At 68.5% G+C, this 20,830-nt stretch carries 19 protein-coding genes; 10 read left to right on the plus strand and 9 right to left on the minus strand.

What is annotated here, in order from left to right:
• Positions 1-65: 65 nt before the first annotated feature.
• Positions 66-317, plus strand: a complete 252-nt coding sequence (locus B7K20_RS00310) for a hypothetical protein (protein ID WP_084099519.1) — start codon at positions 66-68, stop codon at positions 315-317.
• Here B7K20_RS00310 and B7K20_RS00315 read toward each other — a convergent pair.
• Positions 314-883 carry a dienelactone hydrolase family protein gene (locus tag B7K20_RS00315; RefSeq protein ID WP_084099520.1) on the minus strand — a complete coding sequence of 190 codons (570 nt, stop codon included), beginning with the start codon at positions 881-883 and terminating at the stop codon, positions 314-316. The two genes, B7K20_RS00310 and B7K20_RS00315, sit on opposite strands and share 4 nt — an antisense overlap.
• 54 nt (positions 884-937) lie before the next feature.
• Here B7K20_RS00315 and B7K20_RS00320 point away from each other — a divergent pair, with 54 nt between their 5' ends.
• Positions 938-1,951, plus strand: a complete 1,014-nt coding sequence (locus B7K20_RS00320) for a tocopherol cyclase family protein (protein ID WP_084099521.1) — start codon at positions 938-940, stop codon at positions 1,949-1,951.
• Between the two features lie 26 nt (positions 1,952-1,977).
• On the opposite strand, the gene B7K20_RS00325 is transcribed toward B7K20_RS00320, so the two are convergent.
• Positions 1,978-2,616 carry a hypothetical protein gene (locus B7K20_RS00325; RefSeq protein WP_084099522.1) on the minus strand — a complete coding sequence of 213 codons (639 nt, stop codon included), beginning with the start codon at positions 2,614-2,616 and terminating at the stop codon, positions 1,978-1,980.
• Between the two features lie 299 nt (positions 2,617-2,915).
• Between B7K20_RS00325 and B7K20_RS00330 the strand changes: the two genes are divergently transcribed.
• The 8 genes from B7K20_RS00330 (at position 2,916) to B7K20_RS00360 (ending at position 14,240) form a co-directional block, all read left to right on the plus strand.
• A complete protein-coding gene (locus B7K20_RS00330; protein ID WP_371327852.1) occupies positions 2,916-4,394 on the plus strand; it encodes an oligosaccharide MFS transporter in 1,479 nt (492 codons plus the stop codon).
• Positions 4,395-4,605: 211 nt separating this feature from the next.
• Entirely contained in the window at positions 4,606-5,649 is a 1,044-nt protein-coding gene (locus B7K20_RS00335) for a family 43 glycosylhydrolase (RefSeq protein ID WP_084099524.1), read from the plus strand.
• A gap of 178 nt (positions 5,650-5,827) precedes the next feature.
• Positions 5,828-6,595 (plus strand): GntR family transcriptional regulator, encoded by a 768-nt coding sequence (locus B7K20_RS00340; protein ID WP_084099525.1) that lies wholly within the window; start codon positions 5,828-5,830, stop codon positions 6,593-6,595.
• A 126-nt stretch (positions 6,596-6,721) separates the two neighbouring features.
• Positions 6,722-8,041, plus strand: coding sequence for a hypothetical protein (locus tag B7K20_RS13010; protein WP_159449263.1), 1,320 nt, complete (start codon positions 6,722-6,724; stop codon positions 8,039-8,041).
• A complete protein-coding gene (locus tag B7K20_RS00345; protein WP_159449264.1) occupies positions 8,038-9,282 on the plus strand; it encodes an MFS transporter in 1,245 nt (414 codons plus the stop codon). Before B7K20_RS13010 ends, B7K20_RS00345 begins: the two co-directional genes overlap by 4 nt.
• Before the next feature lie 144 nt (positions 9,283-9,426).
• On the plus strand, positions 9,427-10,668 hold the full coding sequence (locus B7K20_RS00350; protein WP_084099527.1) for an MFS transporter: 1,242 nt from the start codon (positions 9,427-9,429) through the stop codon (positions 10,666-10,668).
• Between the two features lie 94 nt (positions 10,669-10,762).
• Positions 10,763-11,959, plus strand: a complete 1,197-nt coding sequence (locus B7K20_RS00355; protein ID WP_200808993.1) for an MFS transporter — start codon at positions 10,763-10,765, stop codon at positions 11,957-11,959.
• Between the two features lie 115 nt (positions 11,960-12,074).
• Positions 12,075-14,240 (plus strand): bifunctional diguanylate cyclase/phosphodiesterase, encoded by a 2,166-nt coding sequence (locus B7K20_RS00360; RefSeq protein ID WP_084099529.1) that lies wholly within the window; start codon positions 12,075-12,077, stop codon positions 14,238-14,240.
• Positions 14,241-14,352: 112 nt separating this feature from the next.
• Here the strand turns inward: B7K20_RS00360 and B7K20_RS00365 are convergent, their stop codons facing one another.
• The 7 genes from B7K20_RS00365 to B7K20_RS00395 all read right to left on the minus strand — a co-directional run bounded on the left by B7K20_RS00365 (position 14,353) and on the right by B7K20_RS00395 (position 20,741).
• Complete coding sequence (locus B7K20_RS00365) at positions 14,353-15,819, minus strand: NAD-dependent succinate-semialdehyde dehydrogenase (RefSeq protein ID WP_084099530.1); 1,467 nt, start codon at positions 15,817-15,819, stop codon at positions 14,353-14,355.
• A gap of 214 nt (positions 15,820-16,033) precedes the next feature.
• A complete protein-coding gene (locus B7K20_RS00370) occupies positions 16,034-16,432 on the minus strand; it encodes a RidA family protein (protein ID WP_234985636.1) in 399 nt (132 codons plus the stop codon).
• Between the two features lie 3 nt (positions 16,433-16,435).
• Positions 16,436-17,302 (minus strand): fumarylacetoacetate hydrolase family protein, encoded by an 867-nt coding sequence (locus B7K20_RS00375; protein WP_084099531.1) that lies wholly within the window; start codon positions 17,300-17,302, stop codon positions 16,436-16,438.
• Positions 17,303-17,306: 4 nt separating this feature from the next.
• The gene (locus tag B7K20_RS00380) at positions 17,307-17,813 is read right to left on the minus strand and encodes a DUF4440 domain-containing protein (RefSeq protein ID WP_084099532.1); all 507 of its coding nucleotides are present in this window, start codon (positions 17,811-17,813) and stop codon (positions 17,307-17,309) included.
• Complete coding sequence (locus B7K20_RS00385) at positions 17,810-18,592, minus strand: SDR family oxidoreductase (RefSeq protein ID WP_084099533.1); 783 nt, start codon at positions 18,590-18,592, stop codon at positions 17,810-17,812. The genes B7K20_RS00380 and B7K20_RS00385 overlap by 4 nt, the downstream gene beginning before the upstream one ends.
• 18 nt (positions 18,593-18,610) lie before the next feature.
• Positions 18,611-19,942, minus strand: a complete 1,332-nt coding sequence (locus B7K20_RS00390) for an FAD-dependent monooxygenase (RefSeq protein WP_084099534.1) — start codon at positions 19,940-19,942, stop codon at positions 18,611-18,613.
• Between the two features lie 64 nt (positions 19,943-20,006).
• A complete protein-coding gene (locus B7K20_RS00395; protein WP_084099535.1) occupies positions 20,007-20,741 on the minus strand; it encodes a dienelactone hydrolase family protein in 735 nt (244 codons plus the stop codon).
• Between the last annotated feature and the right edge of the window lie 89 nt (positions 20,742-20,830).

Below are 20,830 nucleotides of genomic sequence, written 5' to 3' on the forward strand. Positions count from 1 at the left end.
GCAGGCGCCCGGCGCGTGCCACTATGCGGTGAGGGGCCCGCCAGTGCCCCGCCACGGAGGTGCGCATGGATACCCGCTACGACCCCGGGGCGTCGACCCGCGCGACGGCGGTCGCAGCCGCCGAGCAGCTCAAGGCCGGTACCTGGGAGAGCGTCGAGGCGCTCGCCGTGCTCGCCCTGTCGGCCAAGGGCACGCCCGATGCCGCGGCGCTCCTCGCCCGCGCGGCCTCCACGGCTGACGGTCTGAGGCCCGGCAACTGGGAGAGCGTCCGCGCCCTGGCTTTGCTGTCCCGGGCACAGACGGAGTTGCGCGGCTAGACCCGCTCCAGCAGGCACAGCGCCCGCTCGATCACGAGCGACGTCGCCGCGGCGTCGTAGTCGGACAGCGACGCGTCCGTGAACAGGTGTGCGGAGCCGTCGTATTCGAACAGCTCCGCATCATCAGCCGCATCGACCAACGCCCGCGCCGCCGGCAGGTCCTCGTCGAAGAACTCGTCGCCCGTCATCCCGTGAATCTGCACGGGCACGCCCGCGGGCCACGACTCGGAATACTCCGATACGGGCATGCACGAGTGCAGCAACAGCGCCCCGGCGGCATCGGGTCGCGTCTGCGCGAGCCGCTGCGCCATGGTGACCCCAAACGAGAGTCCGGCATAGACGACCGGGCCGGCCATGGCATCGGCCGCCTGCAGGCCTTGTGTGCGAACCGACTCGAAGCCCTGCGAGCGCACCCATGCAAAGCCGTCCTCGATCGTGGCGAACGAGTTTCCGTCGAAGAGGTCGGGCACCGCAACCGTGTGCCCGGCGGCCCGAAGCGAGTCCGCGAAGGTGCGCACGCCGTCGGTCAGTCCCTGGACGTGGTGCAGCAGCAGTATCTGAGCCATCGGTCCATCGTCGCCGCCCTATCCGCGCACCGCAACCGCACGTAGGCTGACGAGATGGGCATCCCCGGCTCCCTCACGCGCACGGCGCGCACGTTCGCCGCGACACTCCACCCCGACGGGTATCACGGCTCGTATCAGGGCGGACGCGGCTTCTTTGAGGGCTGGTACGTCAAGCTCGTGTCCGCGGATCGCACCCATCGGCTCGCCCTCATTCCCGGCATCTTCCTGGGAGGCCCCGGCGCGACGGCGCCCGATGAGGCCTTCGTCCAGGTGCTCGACGGCTCGACGGGCGAGTCCTGGTACGACGCGTTCCCGGTCACGGACTTCCTCGCGGATGCGCGCGAGTTCAACGTCGCGGTGGGCCGCAATCGGTTCGGCACGGGAGGCGTCGACGTGGATCTCGAGGGTCCGCAGCTCGCCGGCACCGTGCGCTTCGCCAGCCCGCTCGACCCGTGGCCGGTGACCCTGGCCGAGCCCGGCGTCATGGGCCGCTACGCGTGGGTGCCGACCATGGAGTGCTATCACGGGCTCGTCTCGTTCGGCCACGACCTCGCGGGCTCGCTGACCCTCGCGGGCCGCGAACTCGACTTCACCGGCGGGCGCGGCTACCTCGAAAAGGACTGGGGCCGCGCGTTCCCGCAGGCGTACATCTGGATGCAGACCAACCACTTCTCCCGCCCGGACGTGAGCCTGTCCGCGTCGATCGCGCGCATCCCGTGGGGCCGCGCGAGCTTTCCTGGCTTCATTGTGGGGCTGAGGATCGGCGACGAGCTGCACCGCTTCGCGACCTACACCGGCGCCCGCGTCACGTCACTTCAGACGGCCGATGCGACCATCACCTGGCGTATGAAGGCCCGGTCTGGAGTGGAGTTGCGTCTGCGCGCCGAGCGCCGCCGGGGAGGGTTGCTGCACGCGCCCATCCGCACCCAGATGCACAAACGGGTCGAGGAGACGCTCGACGCGCGCGTGCATGTGGAACTGGTCGACGCGTCCGGTGAGGTGGTCTTCGCCGACACGGGCGAGGCCGCGGGGCTTGAGGTGCACGGGGACGTCGCCCGGCTGGGGTGAGCGGCGAGGGGCGGTCGCGCCGGAGGTCAGCCCAGCGAGCCGAGCTCGCGCAGCGCCTCAAGGTACTCGTCGGTGAGCTCGGGGCACACCACCGGCGCGAGCTCGGCGCCGGACGCGGCGGGGGAGGCGACGTCGGTACGGGAGGCGTCTGCGGCATCGGCCACCGCCGCGATGAACTCCGCGCGCGTGCCCTCGGCGACGATGCGGCAGAAGTCACGCGCATGGTCGCGCGAGTCCTCGGAGCCGAAGCGGAGGAAGGCCTTGGCGCGGGTGGCGTCCGCGGACGTGTCGCCGATCGAGGCCGGGTCCGCTTCGGCGGCGACCAAGATGTCCTCGTCGCGAGAGCGCTCCGGGATCTCGTCGAAGCCGCCGTCGAGCTGCCATGCGAGGTCCGTCGCCGCGACGGTCGCGAGGGCCACGGACGTGTCCTGGCCGCCCACGCGGTCGTGGAAGGACTGCCCGATCGCGACCGAGATGATCTCCTCGACTTCGGTCTCGATGCCGGACACGGTGTCCCAATAGATGCCCGCGGGATCGGTGCTCGGCGCGATGTCGGCGGCCCCGGGAGCGGTCAGCGGCGCGGCCTCATCGGTGGCGCTGCCAGCGCACGCCGAGCACAGCAGTGCCGTCGTGACGGCAAGCGTGGCGGTGAGGTGGCGTCGCATCGAGGGTCCTTTCAGGCGGGGCGCGTGGAACACGGGCGCCTCGATGCGCGGGAGTCCATCGTCACATGATGGCGCTGCCTGCCAGGACGTTTTCGGCCACGCCCCGGTTGCGGTTGCGTCACATTTCGGACACGGACCGGGACCTAGGGCCGTTGGCTGTGACCGCTCCCAATGGGAAGGTAGTGTGACACGACGGACCCGACGACGGGTCCTTTCGCGCGAGGCCCCTCGCCGGCGCGACCGTCGCCCTTCCGCCCCGGCCGCACCGCGCTTCTTCGTTCGGTGACCGTCTCGCTTGCGTGACGGTCGTTGCCAGCCCGAGTGACGCATCGGCCCCCGCGCCCCCTCCTACCCCGGACGCGCCCGCGCGCCCCTGTACCGAAAGGACGGCTCGCATGAGCGCCATCACCGCGACCGCCTCCACGTCGACGCTCAAGGAATCGCTCAAGCGCGGAGTGTTCTGGAACTACGGCGGCCTGTACTTCTTCTACTTTGCCGTCTGGCAGATCTTCTTCTCGTTCCACGGTCTGTGGTTCAAGCAGGCGGGTCTGGGCGAGACCAACATCGGCCTGATCAACACCGTGATGGCCATCACGGCGCTGTGCCTGCAGCCGCTCTATGGCTATCTTCAGGACCGTCTTGGACTGCGCAAGCACCTGTTCTCCTTTGTGGTGCTGTGCGGCGCAATGGTGGGTCCGTTCTTTGTGATCGCGTTCCCCGCGCTCATGGGCTGGAACGTCATCGGGGCCTCCGTCATCGCAGGTATCTACATGTCGTTCGTCCTGTTGGCCGGCGTCAGCGTGGTCGAGGCCTTCAACGAGCGTGCGTCGCGCGCCAACGGGTTTGAGTACGGCCACGCCCGCCTGTTCGGCTCGATCGCGGGTGGAACGATCACGGCCGTCGGCGGGTGGATCTGGACCAACGTGAACCCGGATTCGATCTGGTGGGCCGCCTCCTTCTGCGCGCTGGTGCTCGGCGTCCTGCTGTTCGTGGCGAAGGTGCCCGACGGCGCGCGCCAGGCTGGTGTGTCCGACGAGCCCGGCGAGGGCGCTCGCGTCAGCAAAGAGACCATCAAGAGCCTGCTGCGTGACCGCAGCTTCGTCGGCTTCGTGGTGCTGATGTTCGGCACCGCCGCCCTCTACGACGTCTTCGATCAGCAGTTCTCGATCTACTTCGAACAGCACGTCCAGAGCGGGGACCCCGTGGGCCTGTTCGCGAATGTGGTGACGATCCAGATCTTCGCCGAGGCCGCCGTGATGCTGGTCGCGCCGTGGTTTGTCAACAAGATCGGCGCCAAGCGTGGCCTCCAACTGTTCGCCGCGATCCTCGTGGTGCGCGTGCTGGGCTCGGCGCTCGTGACGACCACCGAGGCGCTCATCGCCTGGCGCCTGCTCGCCGCGATCGAGATGCCGCTGATGCTGGTGTCGGTGATGAAGTACATCACCCGGATGTTCGACGTGCGGATCTCCGCGACCGCCTACATGCTGGGCTTCGGCGTCGCCAAGTCGCTCGGTGTGGCCGCCTTCTCGCTGCCGTTCGGAGCCGCGTACGAGGCCATCGGCTTCTCGTCGTCCTACCTGATCATGTCGGTGGTCATCGTGGCCGTGACGGTCGCCGCAAGCTTCCTCATGCGCAACGACAAGGGCCTCCTGGCTCCGGGTCAGAACGACACCGATCTCGAGCTCGACCCGGCCCTCGCGGAGTTGGTGCCCGCGACTCCGACGGTCGCGACGTCGACGGTGGACATTGAGGAGCTGTCGCGCGTGGACCGCGACTGATTCCGCAAGCCGTCCCGGCACGCCGCATCGATGGCGCGCGGCGTGCCGGGGCCTCACGCGCTGGCCGGGTGTACTGTCCGGGACCCCGCGCACTTGGCCCTCCCGCGCCGCGTCAGGTAGCATTTACAACGTTAGAAAAACCGGGCGCCGTCGCTGAGGACGCCCGGCGTGGCGGTCACCGCCACCCGCGCCCATCAAGACTGAGGTCATCATGCAGAACGTCCAGAGCATCCCGAGCCCCATCGTGCTGCAGCGCGCCGACCCGTGCGTGCTGCGCGTGGATGGCCAGTACTACTTCACGGGCTCGTACCCGCTGTACGACCGCATTGTGCTGCGTCGCGCGGAGCGCCTCGAGGACCTGCAGGCAGCCGACGAGGTCACCATCTGGACCAAGCACGAGTCCGGCCCACAGTCGAACCTCATCTGGGCCCCCGAGATCCACCGTGTGAACGGCGCCTGGTACATCTACTACGCCGCCTCGCCCAACGGTGCGCCGAGCGCCGACGAGCCCGACACGGCCGAGACCTTTAACCACCGCGTCTACTGCCTCGAGTGCACCGACGAGGACCCCATCACGGGCACCTGGGTCGAGCGCGGCCAGGTCGACACCGGCTGGGAGACCTTCGCGCTCGACGCGACCAGCTTTGTGCACGGCGGCGAGCAGTACCTGGTGTGGGCGCAGCAGGACCTGGCGATCGAGGGCAACTCCAATCTCTACATCGCGCGCATGGCCAACCCCTGGACGCTCGCGACGCCCGCCGTGCTGCTCACGCGTCCCGAGTTCGACTGGGAGTGCCAGGTGTTCTCCGTCAACGAGGGCGCGAGCGTGCTCATCCGCGACGGACGCATCTACCTCACCTACTCGGCGTCGGGCACCGGCATCGAGTACGCGATGGGCCTGCTCACCGCGGACGCCGATGCCGATCTCCTCGACACCGCGTCGTGGACCAAGTCGGACCAGCCGGTCTTCACCTCGGACCCGAGCGTCGGCATCTACGGGCCAGGCCACAACTCGTTCACCGAGGACGCCGACGGCAACACGGTGCTCGTTTACCACGCCCGCACCTACACGACCATCGTGGGTGACCCGCTGTGGGAGCCCAACCGCCAGGCGTGCGCGCAGGTGCTGCCGTTCGTCGACGGCGAACCGCAGTGGGGCACGCCCGCGCCCCTGCAGCGCCCGGCGCCCACCTCGATCGAGGTGCTGCCGCCCAGCGGCCTGACGGCGGCCGATGCGGAGGCTCAGCCCGCGTAGCGGGCCGCCCCTGGGTGCATCACCGTTGCACTCGGGCGCACGCCGTGAGGGCGCGAATGGTGTGCCCGTTGTGGTGACATGTCTTTGCACGGAAACGTCCTTGTCGTGCCGACTCAAGGTTCGCGCAGTCGTCTCACGATAGAGTCGTATTGCAGACGAATGTGAGGGGGCGGCGGAGATGGCCGTGAAGTATATGGATGTGTACCAACGCATCAAGGCGGACATCACGTCGGGAAAGTTCTCCGCGGGCGATTACCTTCCCACCGAGCCTGAACTGATGGCGGACTACGAGGTCAGCCGCACCACCGTGCGCAAGGCGATCGCCATGCTTCGCGACGACGGCTACGTCGCGGCGCGCCAGGGCCGAGGCACGGAGGTGCTCGTTCCGGACCGCCAGGAGAACTCGACCTATCCGTTCACCTCGCTGCTGGGCCACACCACGGTCGAGAGTCGCCTGGTGGCGGACCCCACGTCGTCCCTGGCAGCGCAGGGAGCGACCATCGAGACCGTGCCTGCAGCGGGCCAAGTGGCAGATGCGCTTGGGATCCCCCTGGGAACTCCCGTGTTTCGGGTCCAGCGCCTCAAGATCGCGGGTGATCAACCCGCGGCACACATCGCAAGCTATCTCGAGGCGCGACGGTTCCCGGGCCTCGACGAGTATTCGGGGCAGATTCACTACCTCTATGAGTTCCTCGCCGAGCACTACGCGGTGCGATTCCGCCGCAGCCAGAGTCGTATGCGTGCCGTCGCGGCCGACTTCATCGAGTCGCGCGTCTTGGACGTGCCCGTGGGTTCCCCTCTCATCATGCACGAGCGGGTGACGGAGTCCGAGGAAGGGCCGATCGAATACGCCGAGAGCTTCGAACGCTCCGAGTTGGTCGCCACGGTCGTCACGGTCGCACCCGCGACTGATGCTCAGGAGCCTTTCCTCGCCTACGAGCCGTAGACCAGGCCCTTTTCGACGATCGTTGCGGCCTCCCGGGGCCTAGTTGATCGCGCGCCATCGTTAGATACGTATCTGATACGATCTCAGTCATCGTCGAAGATGACTGAGGTATTTGGAGATGTATCAATGATGATTGAGGCGCACGTGCGGCCCCTGACGGGCCGTGACCGGTGGTCGCGCGAGACCAACGTCGAGTTTGGTGCCAAGTTTGAGGCCGACCTCGCGGACCTGCGCGCCGCACACAACGGAGGCGCCGACATCGACGCGTTCCTCGACAGTGAGTACGGCGACGCGTACGCAAATGCACTCGAGCTGAGTTACCGGTTCGAGGAGGACCCGACCGGACCTGCGGTGGAGGAGTACTACCGCAGCCGCGGTCTGCGCCGCCAGATGTTCGAGAACTCTGACTACTACACACGTTGGCTGCTGATCACCCCGATGGAGCTGGAGACCGAGGCAGCCACGGGCCGCCGCTACCCCGTCGTCTTCGTCAACCACGGCGGCTTCAGGTCGATCTCGGGTGACGAGTTCATCTCCGGTATGCCGGAGGTCGCCGCGACTGAGCGCGTGATCGTCGCGATGCTCCAGGACACGAACTGGCGCAACACGGAAAGGGTGCTGGACCGCCTCATCGAGCTCTACCCGGTGGACACCGAGCGCGTCTACATGATCGGCGAGTCGCAGGGCGGCTACCAGGTCACCTCCACCTTCTTCCGCATGCCGCGTCGCATCACCGCGGTCGTGACGTGCGGCAACGACATCTGGCGCGACTGGGACAACGTCAACACTCCGTTCACGCCCGCCGAGGTTGCCGAGGTGAAGGACGCGTTCGTCCCCTTCATGCAGATCAACGGCCAATTCGAGGCCTCGAGCTTCGCGCCGGTCAACGACTGGGCGCCTCGCAAGAACTGGGGCGCCACCGCGTCCGTCGAGCCGTACCGCGACCCGCGCCGCGACGACGACCGCGACCCCACTCGCAATGTCAAGGGTCCCCGACGCTTCTCGAACAACCCCGCACCGGGCGAGGGTGACGACAAACACCTGTGGATGATGGATCGCCTCAACCGACGCATGGCAAGCCTGCGATGTGCGCCCCGCGACCCCGCGACCTGCCTCGGTTACCTCGACAGTGCCGACTCCGAGCTCCACCGCGTGCTCGGCTTCTACGGCGACCGCGAGCGCACCGACGTCATTCACGGCGTCAAGCACTGGAACGCGGAGATCGACAACGAGGACGGGGTGACGGCGTTCCGTTACGTCGTCGTCGAGAACGCGCCACACGCCTGGCCCGTCGCCGCGGGACGGCTCGGCTGGGACTTCATGAAAATGTACCGGCGCGACTCGCGCACGGGCTCCATCGTCGTCGATCCGTACGACGGTCACAACGAAGTGCAAGGAGAAAACACCATGTCCGAGAAGCGAGTGGAGTCGGGAGGCGTGCGATGACCGATGTCACCGCGGCGGTCAAGGACGCCGGAACTCGTGTCTGGAATCGAGGGTTCACGAACATCTTCGTGGCGTACATCCTCGTCAACCTGGCGCTCAACATGTCGAACAACCTCGCGACGCCGTACGCGAACTCGCTGGGCGCCACGCCCGTGCTGCTGGGCGTCGTGGCGACGGGCTTCACCTACGGCGCGATCGTCTTCAAGCTCGCGTCTGCGCCCGCGATTGACACCTTCAACCGCAAGGTGGTGCTCCTGAGCGCGATCGGTGTGATTGGCATCGCGTTCATCGGATACGCGTTGTCGACCACAGTCCCCGTGCTCATCACCTTCCGTGTCATCCAGGGCATCGGCCAGGCCTTCACTGCGACGTGCTTCATCGCACTCGCCGCCGACACGCTGCCGCGTGAGAAGCTCGCCTCCGGCATGGGAATCTTCGCCACCGGCACGGCCGCCGCCATGATCCTCGGGGCGCCTATCGTGCTCAAGATTCAGGAGGCGACCAACTATCGCGTGGCGTTCCTAGTCGCGTTCGCGATCCTCGTCGTCGGGGCCCTCGCCGTCACCCGTATCAAGATCAAGCCCTTCCCGAAGAAGAAGTTCCGCATCTCTGTCAAGGGATTCATTGCGCCCGAGGCTCTCCCGCCGGCGTTCATGCAGCTGCTGTTCATGCTCGCGTGGTCGAGCGTGTTCGCCTTCCTGATCGTGTTTGGCCAGGAGCAGGGCCTGGGAAGCAACGTGGGATTCTTCAACACGGCCTACGGCCTTGCGGTCTTCGCCGCTGCGCCGCTCGGTGGCCGCCTGGTGGACCGCTTCGGTTACCTCATGATGATCCCGATGCTGGTCTTCATGGCGATCGCGCTGTGGCTGATCAGTTACTCGACGAGCATGCCCATGCTGCTCACGGCCGCCGTCTTCGGGGCGTTCGGCTACGGTGCGGCCGGGCCCGTGGTGCGGTCGATGGCCATGGGTGTCGTGCCCAAGTCTCGTCGCGGCTCGGCGAGCAGCACGCTCTATCTTGCGTCCGACATCGGCCAGTTGGTGGGCCCGGTGGTCGGTGGTCTCATCATCGCCTCGTTCGGCTACGAGACCATGTACCGCGTGGCGCCCGTGTACCTTGTCCTTGCGGTGCTGCTGCTGATCTTCTCGCGTGGCTACGTCAAGAGCCGCTCGGCCAAGGTCGCTGCGGAAGAGAAGGCAGCTGAGGCCGCGGCAGATGCCGAGGCGGTCCGACCCGCGTAACTCCACGATGGGCGGGGCCATGCCGAGGCGTGTGCCCCGCCCACCACCCCGGGCCCGTTCAGCGGTCCACCCTCTCCCCGGAGCCTTGACCTCTTACCGGGGGCGCGGCACGATGCCGCACGACGACGTGTAGGGATCGACACCATGGCGCGACACGATGGCACGAGCCGGCGAAGCCTGCTCGCGCCGCCGACCGGCGCGACCTCGCTGCCCCTGCGAGTCTGGAGCCGCTCTTTCACGAGCGTGTTCGTTGCCTACCTGTTCATCAACCTGGGCCTCAACTTCAGCGACGTCCTCATGTCGCCCTTCGCGCAGGCGCTGGGCGCCTCCCCTGTGGTGATCGGCGCCGTGGTGAGCGCCTTCGCCATCGGCGCCTTGGTGTTCAAGTTGGTGTCGGGGCCGGCCATCGATGCCTTCCGTCGCAAGTACGTGCTCATGGCTGCCATCGTGGTCATCGGCGCATCCTTCTTTGGGTACGCGATGACTCAGGACATTCAGGTCCTCATGGGGTTTCGGGTACTGCAGGGGATCGGCCAAGCCTTCACCGCCACCACCTGCATCACCCTCGCCGCGGACGCATTGCCGCGCGAACGTATTGCCAGCGGCCTGGGCATTTTTGCCGTGGCGATGGGAGCGGGCCACATGGTGGGCGAGCCGCTCGCGCTCAAGATCTATGAGGCGACGAGTTTTCGCTTCACCTTCCTCGCCGCCGTGGGGATCATGGCCGTCGCCATGGTCGCCGCGGTCAACATTCGGACCGTGCCCGTCAAGAAACGGCCCTTCCGGCTGTCCGTGAGGGGGGCGATCGCGGCTGAGGCGCTCCCGCCCGCGGCCTTGCAGTTGCTGTTCATGCTCGCCTGGTCGTGTGTCAACGCCTTCGTTGTCGTGGTCGGTCTTGAACGCGGCATGGGAACGGACGTCGGCTACTTCGCGACCGTCTATGGGCTCGGTATCTTCATCGCGGCACCTCTTGGTGGCCGCCTCATCGATCGCTTCGGCTATGTCATGCTGCTGCCGATGATGGCCAGCTTTGGGGTGTCGCTGTACCTCATCAGCGTCTCCTCTTCGCTGCCCGTCTTGCTCGTCGCCGCCGCCTTCGCCGCCTTCGGATACGGCGCGGCGGGGCCCGTGGTCCGCTCCATGGCGATGAACGTCGTCCCGCGCAATCGGCGCGGGGCGGCGAGCAGTACGTTCTACCTCGGATCGGACGTCGGACAGCTCGCGGGGCCCGTGTTGGGCGGGCTGCTTGCCACGACGTTCGGCTACGCCACGATGTTCGCGGTGCTGCCGGTGTACCTGATTCTTGCGGCGGTGGTCCTGATAGCGCTTCTGCCCGCACTCCGGCGGCGCGTGGCAGAGGTGTCGGCCGCAGAACGCGATGCATGACGCGAGGCCCGTTGCGATAACCTGCAATGTCGCCAATCTGAGGAAGTGATCCGCCCTGACATCGAGCGCCGCCGCCCCCGTTCGCTTCGGCGCTTTGAAGGACCCCGTCACCCGCACCTACCTCATCTTCTCCGCGATGGGGATGATGGGCGACAACATCGAGCACGTCATCACCTATTGGGTGTTGTGGGAGACCTTCCACTCCCCGTGGCTGGTGGGCTTTCAGGTGGTGAGCCACTGGCTGCCGTTCCTGCTGTTCTCGATCCCGTTCGGGCGTCTCGCGGATCACCACGACCCGCGCCGCGTGATCCAGACCGGTCAGGCGCTGTTCATGGCCGTCTCGGTCGCCTGGGGCGTGCTGTTCCTCACGGGCACGCTCGAGATGTGGATGGCGTGCGTGCTGCTCGTGTTCCACGGCATGGCGGGCGCGATGTGGGGGCCCTCGGAGCAGGTGCTGCTCCACTCGCTCGTGGGCCGCGATCTCCTCCCCGGCGCCGTGCGGATGAATGCGACCTTCAAGAGCCTGGGTGTGGTGCTTGGTCCCGCCATTGGCTCGGTGCTGCTGTTCGGGCTCGGCCCGGGACCCGGCATCCTCGTGAACGTCCTGTTCTATCTGCCGCTCACCATCATGCTGGTGCGCATCCGGTTTACCCGAGATGCCCCCGCGCCCGGCTCCGGTCCCGCCCGCTCTCGCGCCGGGTGGCGAGATACCCTCGCGACCTTCTCTCTCGCGCGCCGTAGCCGCCCCATCGCGATCGCGCTGATCCTCGCACTGCTGATGTCCCTCCTCATCGGAGCGTCGCTGCAGTCGGCGATGCCGGCCTTTGCCGAGGAGATGGGGCTCGCGGGCGGTGTCCTGTACAGCCTGCTGCTCGTTGCGACGGCGCTCGGTGGCGCCGTGGGTGGCTTCCTCCTCGAAGCCACGCGCGTGCTGCCGCCTACCCCGCGCGTGGCAGTCGTGAGCACGCTCGTGTACGCCGTCGCGCTGCTCGGTTTCGCGCTCTCGCCTTGGTACGCCGCCTCGCTGCTCATGCTGTTTATTTCGGGCGCCGCGGCCATGGCGACCAACTCGACGACGACCGCGATCGTTCAGCTTGAGGCGCCCGCCGAGCAGCGCGGCCGTGCCATCGGCCTGTTTGGCATGGCAGGCCAGGGCTCGCGGACCTTCGGAGGCATCACCTTCGGAGCACTGGGAGCCGCGCTGGGTGTCCACGCGGCCTTCACCCTCAACGCCGCGGTGCTCGCCCTGGCGTGCCTGGCGATGATTCTCGTCGCCGCACGGCGGCGCTAGCGTTCCTCACGTCCCTCGGAAAGGTGACGGATACCTCACAGGCGCGTGAGGCATCGGCCGTATTTCTACCACCAAGGGTGAGATCGGGTGCCGCGTGGATGGCATAGTCATCCCCGTGGACACGCCTTTCGCGGGCGCCTCAGCGACCCCGGCGCCCACAGCGCCGCCGGATGAGCGCGCGCGGGACGCTCAGCGCGGGTTCGACGCTGTGGTGTCCGTCGTCGACATGCTGCTCGGCTCACCCCTTGCTGCCGTCGTCGTCGACGGCGAGGAGCCGATGCTCCTCACGGCCCCCGCCCATGCCCGCACGGAGGGCGCTGTGCTCACCCTTGCGCGCCACGCCGTGGCCCAGCATGCCTCCGGCGCCGACGGTGGCGCGGCCGTACCCGCGTTGCCCGACTCGACCGACCACTCCGCCGTGGCGGCGGCGATCCGCGCGGGCCGAGCGCACTCCGTGGCGCTGCGCGATGACGGCGCCGGCGCCCTCGGAGTCCTGGGGATCGCGGACCTCGAGGGCGACCGCCCCTTGGACGAGGTCACGGTGCGCGCGCTCGACGACGTCGCCGTCGTGGTGGCGAGCCAGCTGGCCGCGCGCTGCCGGGAGGTGCGCCAATCCGTGAGCGAGGCGCGCTTTCGCAACATCGCGGCGACCTCTCCCGATCCGATCATGTGCGTCAACGCCGCGGGCATCACGACGTTCTGGAATCGCGCCGCGGAGGAGCTTTTTGGGTACAGCTCGGTCGACATGATCGGTACCCCGCTGATCCGCATCATCCCCGAGCGCGGTCGTGGGGAATTCTTTGCCGACATGGCACGCGCCGCGGCCGCTCTGGACGGCGCGCCGCTCGACCAGCGCGTGCGGGCGGAAGGCATGCGCCGTGACGGCTCGCTGGTGCAGGTCGAGCTTTCGCTGTCGTCGTGGAGGGAGGGCGACGAGATGGCCGTCGGGGCGATCGTGCGCGATCTCACCGCGCAGCTCGAGACGGAGCGCCGGCTGTACCGCTTGGCGACCACCGACTCCCTGACGGGGCTGAAGAACCGTGCCGCGGCGCATGAGGCCCTCGCGGCTCGCGTGGACCGCGCACGGCCGCTGACCTTCGTGATGATCGACCTTGACGGCTTCAAGGAAGTCAACGACACGCTCGGCCACACCGTCGGTGACGAGGTGTTGTCGTGCGCCGCCGCGCGCATCCACGAGAACGTCGGTGACGGCGCCATGGTCGGGCGGCTGGGCGGCGACGAGTTCGTGGTGGTCGTCGACGGCGACGATGTCGACGCGGCGCGGGTCCTGGGCCAACGTGTGATCGACGCCGTCAGCGGTGGCTACGTCGCGAAGGCGCAGCAGGTGGAGATCGGTGCCTCGGCCGGCGTGGCGATGTACCCGCGCGATGCCGACAGCGCGGAAATGCTCGTCAGTGCCGCCGACCTCGCGCTGTACCGGGCGAAGGCGCGCGGGCGCGGGACGGTGCACGTGTACGAGCCGAGCCTGCGCGAGGACGCGGTGGTGCAGCACACGCTGCGCCACGAGCTGCGGGAGGCCTTCGCGCACGGCGAGTTCGAGCTGGTTTACCAGCCTCAATGGGCTCACGATGGTGAGACTCTGGTGGGAGCCGAGGCTCTCATGCGCTGGAACCACCCCACGCGTGGTCAGCTGTCGCCGGCGGCCTTCATCGATACGCTCGCGGATAAGCCCATCGCCCCGCAAGTGGGGGAGTGGGTGATCCGCACCGCGCTCACGCAGGCGGCGCGCTGGCGAGAGCACGTTCCCGGCTTTCGCGTGGCTGTCAACCTCTTCGAGTCACAGCTGCGCAGCGGCACTCTGGTCAACACGGTGGCCCAGTTGCTGCACGAGATGGGCCTTCCCGGTGACGCCCTCGAGCTCGAGCTCGTGGAGACCATCCTCACCCGCGACGACGAGGACACCCTGGAGGTTCTGCGCTCGCTGAGGGGCCTGGGCGTGCACCTCGCGTTCGACGACTACGGCACGGGGTTCGCGTCGCTCAGCCTCCTGAAGCTCTACCCGGTCTCACGCCTCAAGATCGACCGCACGTTTGTGCACCACGTCGACGTCGACGCCAGCAACTCCGCGGTGGTGCGGGCGGTCATGTACCTCGCAGACGTGTTCCAGCTCGAGGTGGTCGCCGAGGGCATCGAGACCGACGCCGAGCTGCGCGTCCTCAAGGACGCCGGCTGCGCCGCCTACCAGGGATATCTGTTGGGCAAGCCCATGGCGGTGGCCGACTTCGCGCGCGCCTGCCTCCCCTCGTTGCCGACGGTGTGAACCGGGTCGCGCCGCGCCACGCCGATACGGACGGCCGATGCCGTGGCCGGCTCGGCGCGTCGCGTCCGGTTGCGGTTCAATCTGTCTGACGGGTCACACCGACCGGGCAGGCTCAGGCGAACGGGTCCGGCGTCATCGTGTACTTGGTCTGCAGGTACTCGTGGATCCCTTCGGCGCCGCCCTCACGGCCCAGACCGGACATCTTCCACCCGCCAAACGGCGCGGCGGCGTTGGAGATGATGCCCGCGTTGAGGCCCATCATCCCGGTCTCGAGCCGCTCGATCATGCGCTGGCCTCGTGCGAGCGACTGCGTGTAGACGTAGGAGACCAGGCCGTACTCGGTGTCGTTGGCCATCTGAACCGCCTGGTCCTCCGTGGAAAACGGCGCGATGGCGAGGACGGGCCCAAAGATTTCCTCTCGCAGCAGCTCGGTGCCGGGCTTCACATCGGAGATGACGGTGGGGGCGAAGAAGGTTCCGGGACCCTCGACGGCAGCACCGCCGGCGAGCAGACGGCCGCCGCGCTTGACGGCATCGGCCACGAGCGAGGCCGCCTTATCGACCGCGCGGTCGTCGATGAGGGGGCCGATCTCCACGCCCTCCTCGGTGCCGCGACCGATCCGCATGGCCTCGACCCGGGCCGTCACGCGGGCGGCAAACTCCTCTGCGACGGACTCGTGCACGATGAACCGGTTGGCGGCGGTGCACGCCTGGCCGATGTTGCGGAACTTCGCGGCGATCGCGCCGTCCACGGCGGCATCCAGGTCCGCGTCCTCGAAGACCAGGAACGGCGCGTTGCCGCCCAGCTCCATCGAGGTGCGCAACACGCCGCTCGCGGCCTGCTCCATCAGCTTGATGCCCACGCCCGTCGAGCCGGTGAAGGACAGCTTGCGCAGGCGCGGGTCGGCGAGGATGGGGCCCGAGATGGAACTGGCCGAGGACGAGGTCAGCACGTTGACCACGCCCGCCGGTACGCCGGCCTCCTCGAGCAGAGCCGCGAACGCCAAGGTGGTGAGCGGCGTCAAGGTTGCCGGCTTGATGATGACGGTGCAGCCGGCGGCGAGCGCGGGCGCGATCTTGCGCGTCGCCATCGCGAGCGGGAAGTTCCACGGAGTGACGAGGAAGCACGGACCCACGGCGTGCTGGCTCACCACTACGCGGCCGGTGCCCTCGGGGTTGGAGCCGTACCGACCGGCGATGCGCGGCGCCTCCTCGGCGAACCAGCGCAGGAACTCGCCGCCGTAGGTGACCTCGCCGCGGGCCTGCGCGAGGGGCTTGCCCATCTCGAGCGTCATGAGCAGCGCGAAGTCGTCGGCGCGCTCCATGAGCAGGTCGAAGGCGCGGCGCAGGATCTCCCCGCGCTCGCGGGCGGGGGTGCGCGACCAGGCGGGGAAGGCGTCGGCAGCCGCGTCCATGGCGGCACGGGCGTCGTCGCTCGTGGCGGAGGCGATGGTCTTGATGACGTCGCCGGTGGCGGGATCGTGGACGTCCACGGTGGCGCCGTCGGAGGCGCCACGCCACTGGCCGCCAATCAGCAGGCCAGCCGGGACGGACTCCAGCAGGGTGGTCTCGTCGGTCATGTCAGCTCCTTCGCTTGAGGTCTGTGGTGAGGCAACGCGGCGGCCTCGGGGACCCATCCGCACCCCCGCCCTGTGGTGCAAATGTCTTCATTTGCGCTGCTGCGGGGGAGGGGGGAGGGGGAGGGCAGGGTGACAGCGCCGTGAGCACGGCGAGGAGAGGAGAGGAGCCGCACCACCGAGGATTGCCCGGTGCGAAGTGCGCGACCCTGCGTGCTCACGGCGCCGTCGGTGGGTCGTCGAGCACCGCCACCAGGTCGCACTGGATCAGGCAGCCCCCGTCGAGTGAGGCGTGCATGGCTTGCCGTGCGGGACGGCTCGACGAGTCGGGAAACATAGCGAGCCACTCGCGATTGAGTGCCTCGCGGTCGCGGTAGTCGGCGAGCCAGAACGTCATCTTGATGATGTCGTCGGTGCTGCCGCCCGCCGCGCTCATGAGGGTGCGGACGTGCGCGAAGACCGCCGCCACCTGCTCGGACAGCCCCGCCGGCATCTCGCCACCCGCGGGACGGCCCGTGATCACGCCGGACAGCATCAGGTTCCCGATCCGCGAGGCGGCCGGGATGGGGTTCGCGTGAGAGAACCCTGGCATGTCGATGCTGACGCGGCGCGGCACGGCTCAGCCCTCCGTGACGACGTCGTCGACGACGGTGTTCTCGATGAAGCCCAGACCCTCGACCTCGGCCCGCACCACGTCACCGGGCTTCAGCCAGTTCTGGGTGGGGGCGCCGATGCCCGCGGGCGTGCCGGTCGCGAGGATGTCGCCGGGCTTCAGGGTCATGACCGTCGACAGTTCCGCGATCTGTGCGTAGATGTCGTAGATCATGTCGTCGGTGCGGGCGCGCTGGCGCTCCTCGCCGTTGACGCTGAGCGACAGCTCGAGCGCGTGCGGGTCGGCCACCTCGTCATCGGTGGTGAGCCAGGGGCCGATGGGCCCGTGAGTGTCGAACGACTTGCCCAGCGTGAAGGTGGGGGAGCGCTTCACCAGCCAGTCGCGCACCGACACGTCGTTGGCGACCATGTAGCCGGCGATGACGGAGCGGGCATCGGCCTCGCTCACGTGGCGGCACTCGCGGCCGATGACCACCGCGAGCTCGACCTCGTAGTCCAGCGCCTTCGACACCCGCGGGCGCACCACGTCGTCGAACGGCCCCACGATGCATGAGGTCTGCTTGTTGAACCACAGCTGGTTGTCCGGGATGGGGATGCCGGCCTGGCGTGCCTCCTCGGCGTGCGCGGCGTAGTTCATGCCGATGCCCAGGTATTTCTGCGGGTCGTCGATGGGTGCGAGAAGCGTCACCGAGGACAGCGGGCGGGACTGGCCGGCGGCGGCCTCGATCGACGAGCGCAGCGACTCGAGGCGAGGCAGGATCGCGCGCAGCGAGGTGCCCACGCCGGGCACGGCGGAGACGTTGGTGATGCGGTCGCCGTCGACGCGGCCGATCCGGACGGGGCCGTCGCCGATGCGGTAGCGGGCAAGCTTCATGGGGTCAGTTCTCCTCGGTTGTAGGGGAGTCGGTCGCGGGTGAGTCGGGGGTGGGGGCCTGGGGAGCGGCCGATGCCGTGGCCGGCTTTTCGGACGCGAGCTTGCCCCACACCTCCTCGCCCATGGGGGTCATCTGGAAGGACAGGAAGCGCCAGGCGCCGTCGTCGCCGCGGCGCACCACCTGGGTGACCTGGCCGTTGACGGTGCGCTCGGAGCCGTCGGGGTTGCGCAGGCGATTGGTGAGCGAGCCGGTCATGACCGCGACGTCGCCCACCACGCGGATCAGCAGCTCGCCACGCTCGATGTCGAGGTAGGGGCTGCGGGTGAGCGCGTGCTCGACGAGCTGCTCCTTGGTGTGGGTCAGCCCGGGAGCGTGGATGTGGATGAGGTGCTCGTCGTAGATGTCGCGCAGCGCGGCCTCGTCGAGGTCGAGCAGGGCGCGGCGCCGGCGCTCCTCGAGGGCGAGGATCTCGGCCCGCGTCGCGTCGTCTGCCAGTACCACCTGTGTCATATCAATCCCTCGTAACTTCCTCCGTCGAGCCGCAGGTTCTGGCCCGAGATGTATCCCGCCTGCGCCGAGCACAGGTACGCGCACGCGTCGCCGAACTCTTCCGGCGTGCCCAGGCGGCCCGCGGCGACGGTCGCGGCGATGCGCTCGTAGGCCTCGTCGACCGTGATGCCGTCGTGGCGTGCGCGCCGCTGCGCCATGAACGCGATGCGGGGGGTGTCGATCTTTTCCGGCAGCAGGTTGTTGACCGTGACGCCGTCGGCGACGACCTCCTTCGAGATCGCCTTCGCGGCGGCGGTCAGCGCCGCCCGTGCCGACGCGGACAGCCCCATGTCCGCCGCGGGTGACATCACCATGGCGGAGGTGATGTTGACGATGCGTCCCCACCGCCGTTCACGCATCCCGGGAAGGTAGGCGCGGATGAGCTCGACGGCGGGCACCAGCTGTGCGCCCGCGGCGCCCAGCAGTGCGTCCTCGTCCCATTCCTCGTAGCCGCCGGGATGGGGGCCGGCGTTGTTGGTGACGAGGATGTCCGTGTCCGGCACGGCGGCGAGGATCGCCGCGCGCCCGGACGCGGTGGTGAGATCCCCCACCACCCACCCGACGGACGCGTGGGGGACAGAGGCGACCACGGCATCGGCCGCCGTCTGTAAACGCGAGGCGTCGCGCCCGTTGAGCGTGACGGACACGCCCTCGCGCGCGAGCGAGGTCGCGCACGCGAGCCCCAGCCCCTGGGAGGACGCCGCTACCAATGCGCGGCGCCCTCCGATCCCCAGATCCATGCGTTCCTTCTTAGCGCGTCAGGCCGTCGCGGGCTGGCTGGAGCCGGCGGGGGAGCCAGCCGGACGGAAGTGCTCCGCGTCCTCGCCGTCGAGCTCCCAGGTGCGGAAGCCCGTGGGCTCGCCGGCCTCGAAGCCGGGACGGGGCTGGCCCACCATGGCGTGGTACTTCGAGAAGATCTCGTCGGCCTCCGTGAGAGGCAGCACGTCCTCGATGTTCTCGAACGGCTGGCAGTCGGTGCGGTCGCCCACCATGCGGCGAATGACCTCGTAACCCTCGCCGCGGTGGGCCATGACCATGGCGTTGACGCGCGGCAGGCGCTCGTCCTGGAACTCCTGCAGCGCGGCCTCAACATTCAGAATCGAGGACAGCTTCTCGGCGATGACGCCGCCGTCCACGATCGCCTGGCACGCGCCGTTGCCGCCGCGCGGGTACATCGCGTGGGCGGCGTCGCCGATGAGTGCCACGCGGCCGTCGATCCAGCTGTCGAGCGGCTCGTGACGGATCAGCGGGAACAGGTACACCTCGCGGTTATTGCGAAGCATCTCCTGCACGTCGAGGAACGGGATGTCGACCGTGTCGAACAGCGGCAGGATCTCGTCGACCGAGCCGGTCTGGTTCCAGTCCTCGACCGTCTGGTCGCGCTCGCGCTCGACCACCCAGTTCACCAGCGTCTTGCCCGTGCCCTCGAAGTTCTCCGCGATGGGGTACACGATCATCGTGGCGATCTGCGGGGCGCCGATGTGGAGGATGGTGTGACCGTCGGCGTAGGGCTCCATGAGGGTGGTGCCGCGGTACATGGTGATGCCCGAGTAGTGCGGCTCGGCCTGCGTGGGGTGCATCTGCTTGCGGGCGAGCGACTTGATGCCGTCGGCGGCAATCAGCAGGTCGGCGCGCTGGGTCTCGACGGTGCCGTCGGTGAGGCGCAGGTCGAACTCCACGCCGCCGTCCACGTTGCGGTACTCGAGGAAGCGGGCGCCCTGGCGGACGGTGTCGGCGCCCATGCGCTCGACCACCTTGTCGAACAGCAGCATCTGCAGGTAGCCGCGGTGCACAAAGCGCTGCTCGTGCACGTAGCCCATGTGGACGCCGCACAGCTCCGCGTAGATCTCCTGGCCAAAGTTGTTGTAGAAGATCGAGTGCTTGGCGTCGACGGAGATGTCCTTGAACTCGTCGTAGACGCCGAGTTCGATGAGCTCCTTGGTGCCGTACACCTTGACGTCGATGCCCACGCCGAGCGGGCGCAGCTCCTCGACGGTCTCGTAGATGCGCGGGCGGAAGCCCTTCTGGTGCAGGCGCAGTGCCGTGGCCAGACCTGCGGGGCCAGCTCCGATGATGGCGATATCCAGCATGGTTGTCCTTCTCTTCCGGGGATTCAGACCGGCCGATGCCGTGGCCGGCTCGCGCGGTGGGGCTTTAGTGTGCGAACAGTTCGGTCAGGAACCGGTCGGTCGCCGCGTGCGCGCGGGCGGCGCTCACGGGGTGGTAGTCGATGACGTCCTTGTGGGGCGAGTGGGCCGCGCCGGGGCTCGTGAACGCGTGCACCGTGTCGGCATACACGTCCATCTCCCAGTACAGGCCCTGGGCGCTCAGCTCCTGGGTGAGGGCGTCGCGCTCGGCGGGGGTGGCCATGGGGTCGTTGGCGCCGGTGGCGATGAGCACCTTGGCGTGGCTGGTGTGGTCCTCCCAGCCGGGGGCGAGGAGGTCGAGCCCTGCGTGGATGGCGATGGCGCCGGCGAGGTCGCCGCCGGTGCGCAGGTACTCGAGCACGCCCGATCCGCCCACGCAGTAGCCCACGGCGGCGACGCGTGCGCCGTCGACCTCGCTTTGCGCGGCTGCGGTGGCGTGCGCGGCGCGGATGCGCCCCATCCAGTGGGTGCGATCGTGCTGCGTGGCGCCGATGAGGGGGCCGATTTCGTCCTCGGACTGCGGCTGGGTGCGCTCACCCCACACGTCGGCGGCGAACACGGCGATGCCGTGACGCTCGGCGAGCTCGCGCGCGCGGTCCTGGACGGCGGGGGTGAGGCCAAAGGCGTCGTGGATGATCAGGAGCGTGGGCGCGTCGGTGGCGCCGGCGGGGGCGACGAGGAAGCCGCGCATCGAGGTGTCCTCGTATGCATAGTCGACGTCGCGCTCGATAGATGCGCTCATGCCTCGCCATCTCCTTCGATCGGGACGGCTGCCCAGTCCCGACGAGGACTCTCGGGGCGAGCGACCTTGCTCGTCCCGGGGCGTCCGGC

It is taken from the genome of Demequina sp. NBRC 110051, from assembly GCF_002090055.1.
GTDB lineage: Bacteria > Actinomycetota > Actinomycetes > Actinomycetales > Demequinaceae > Demequina.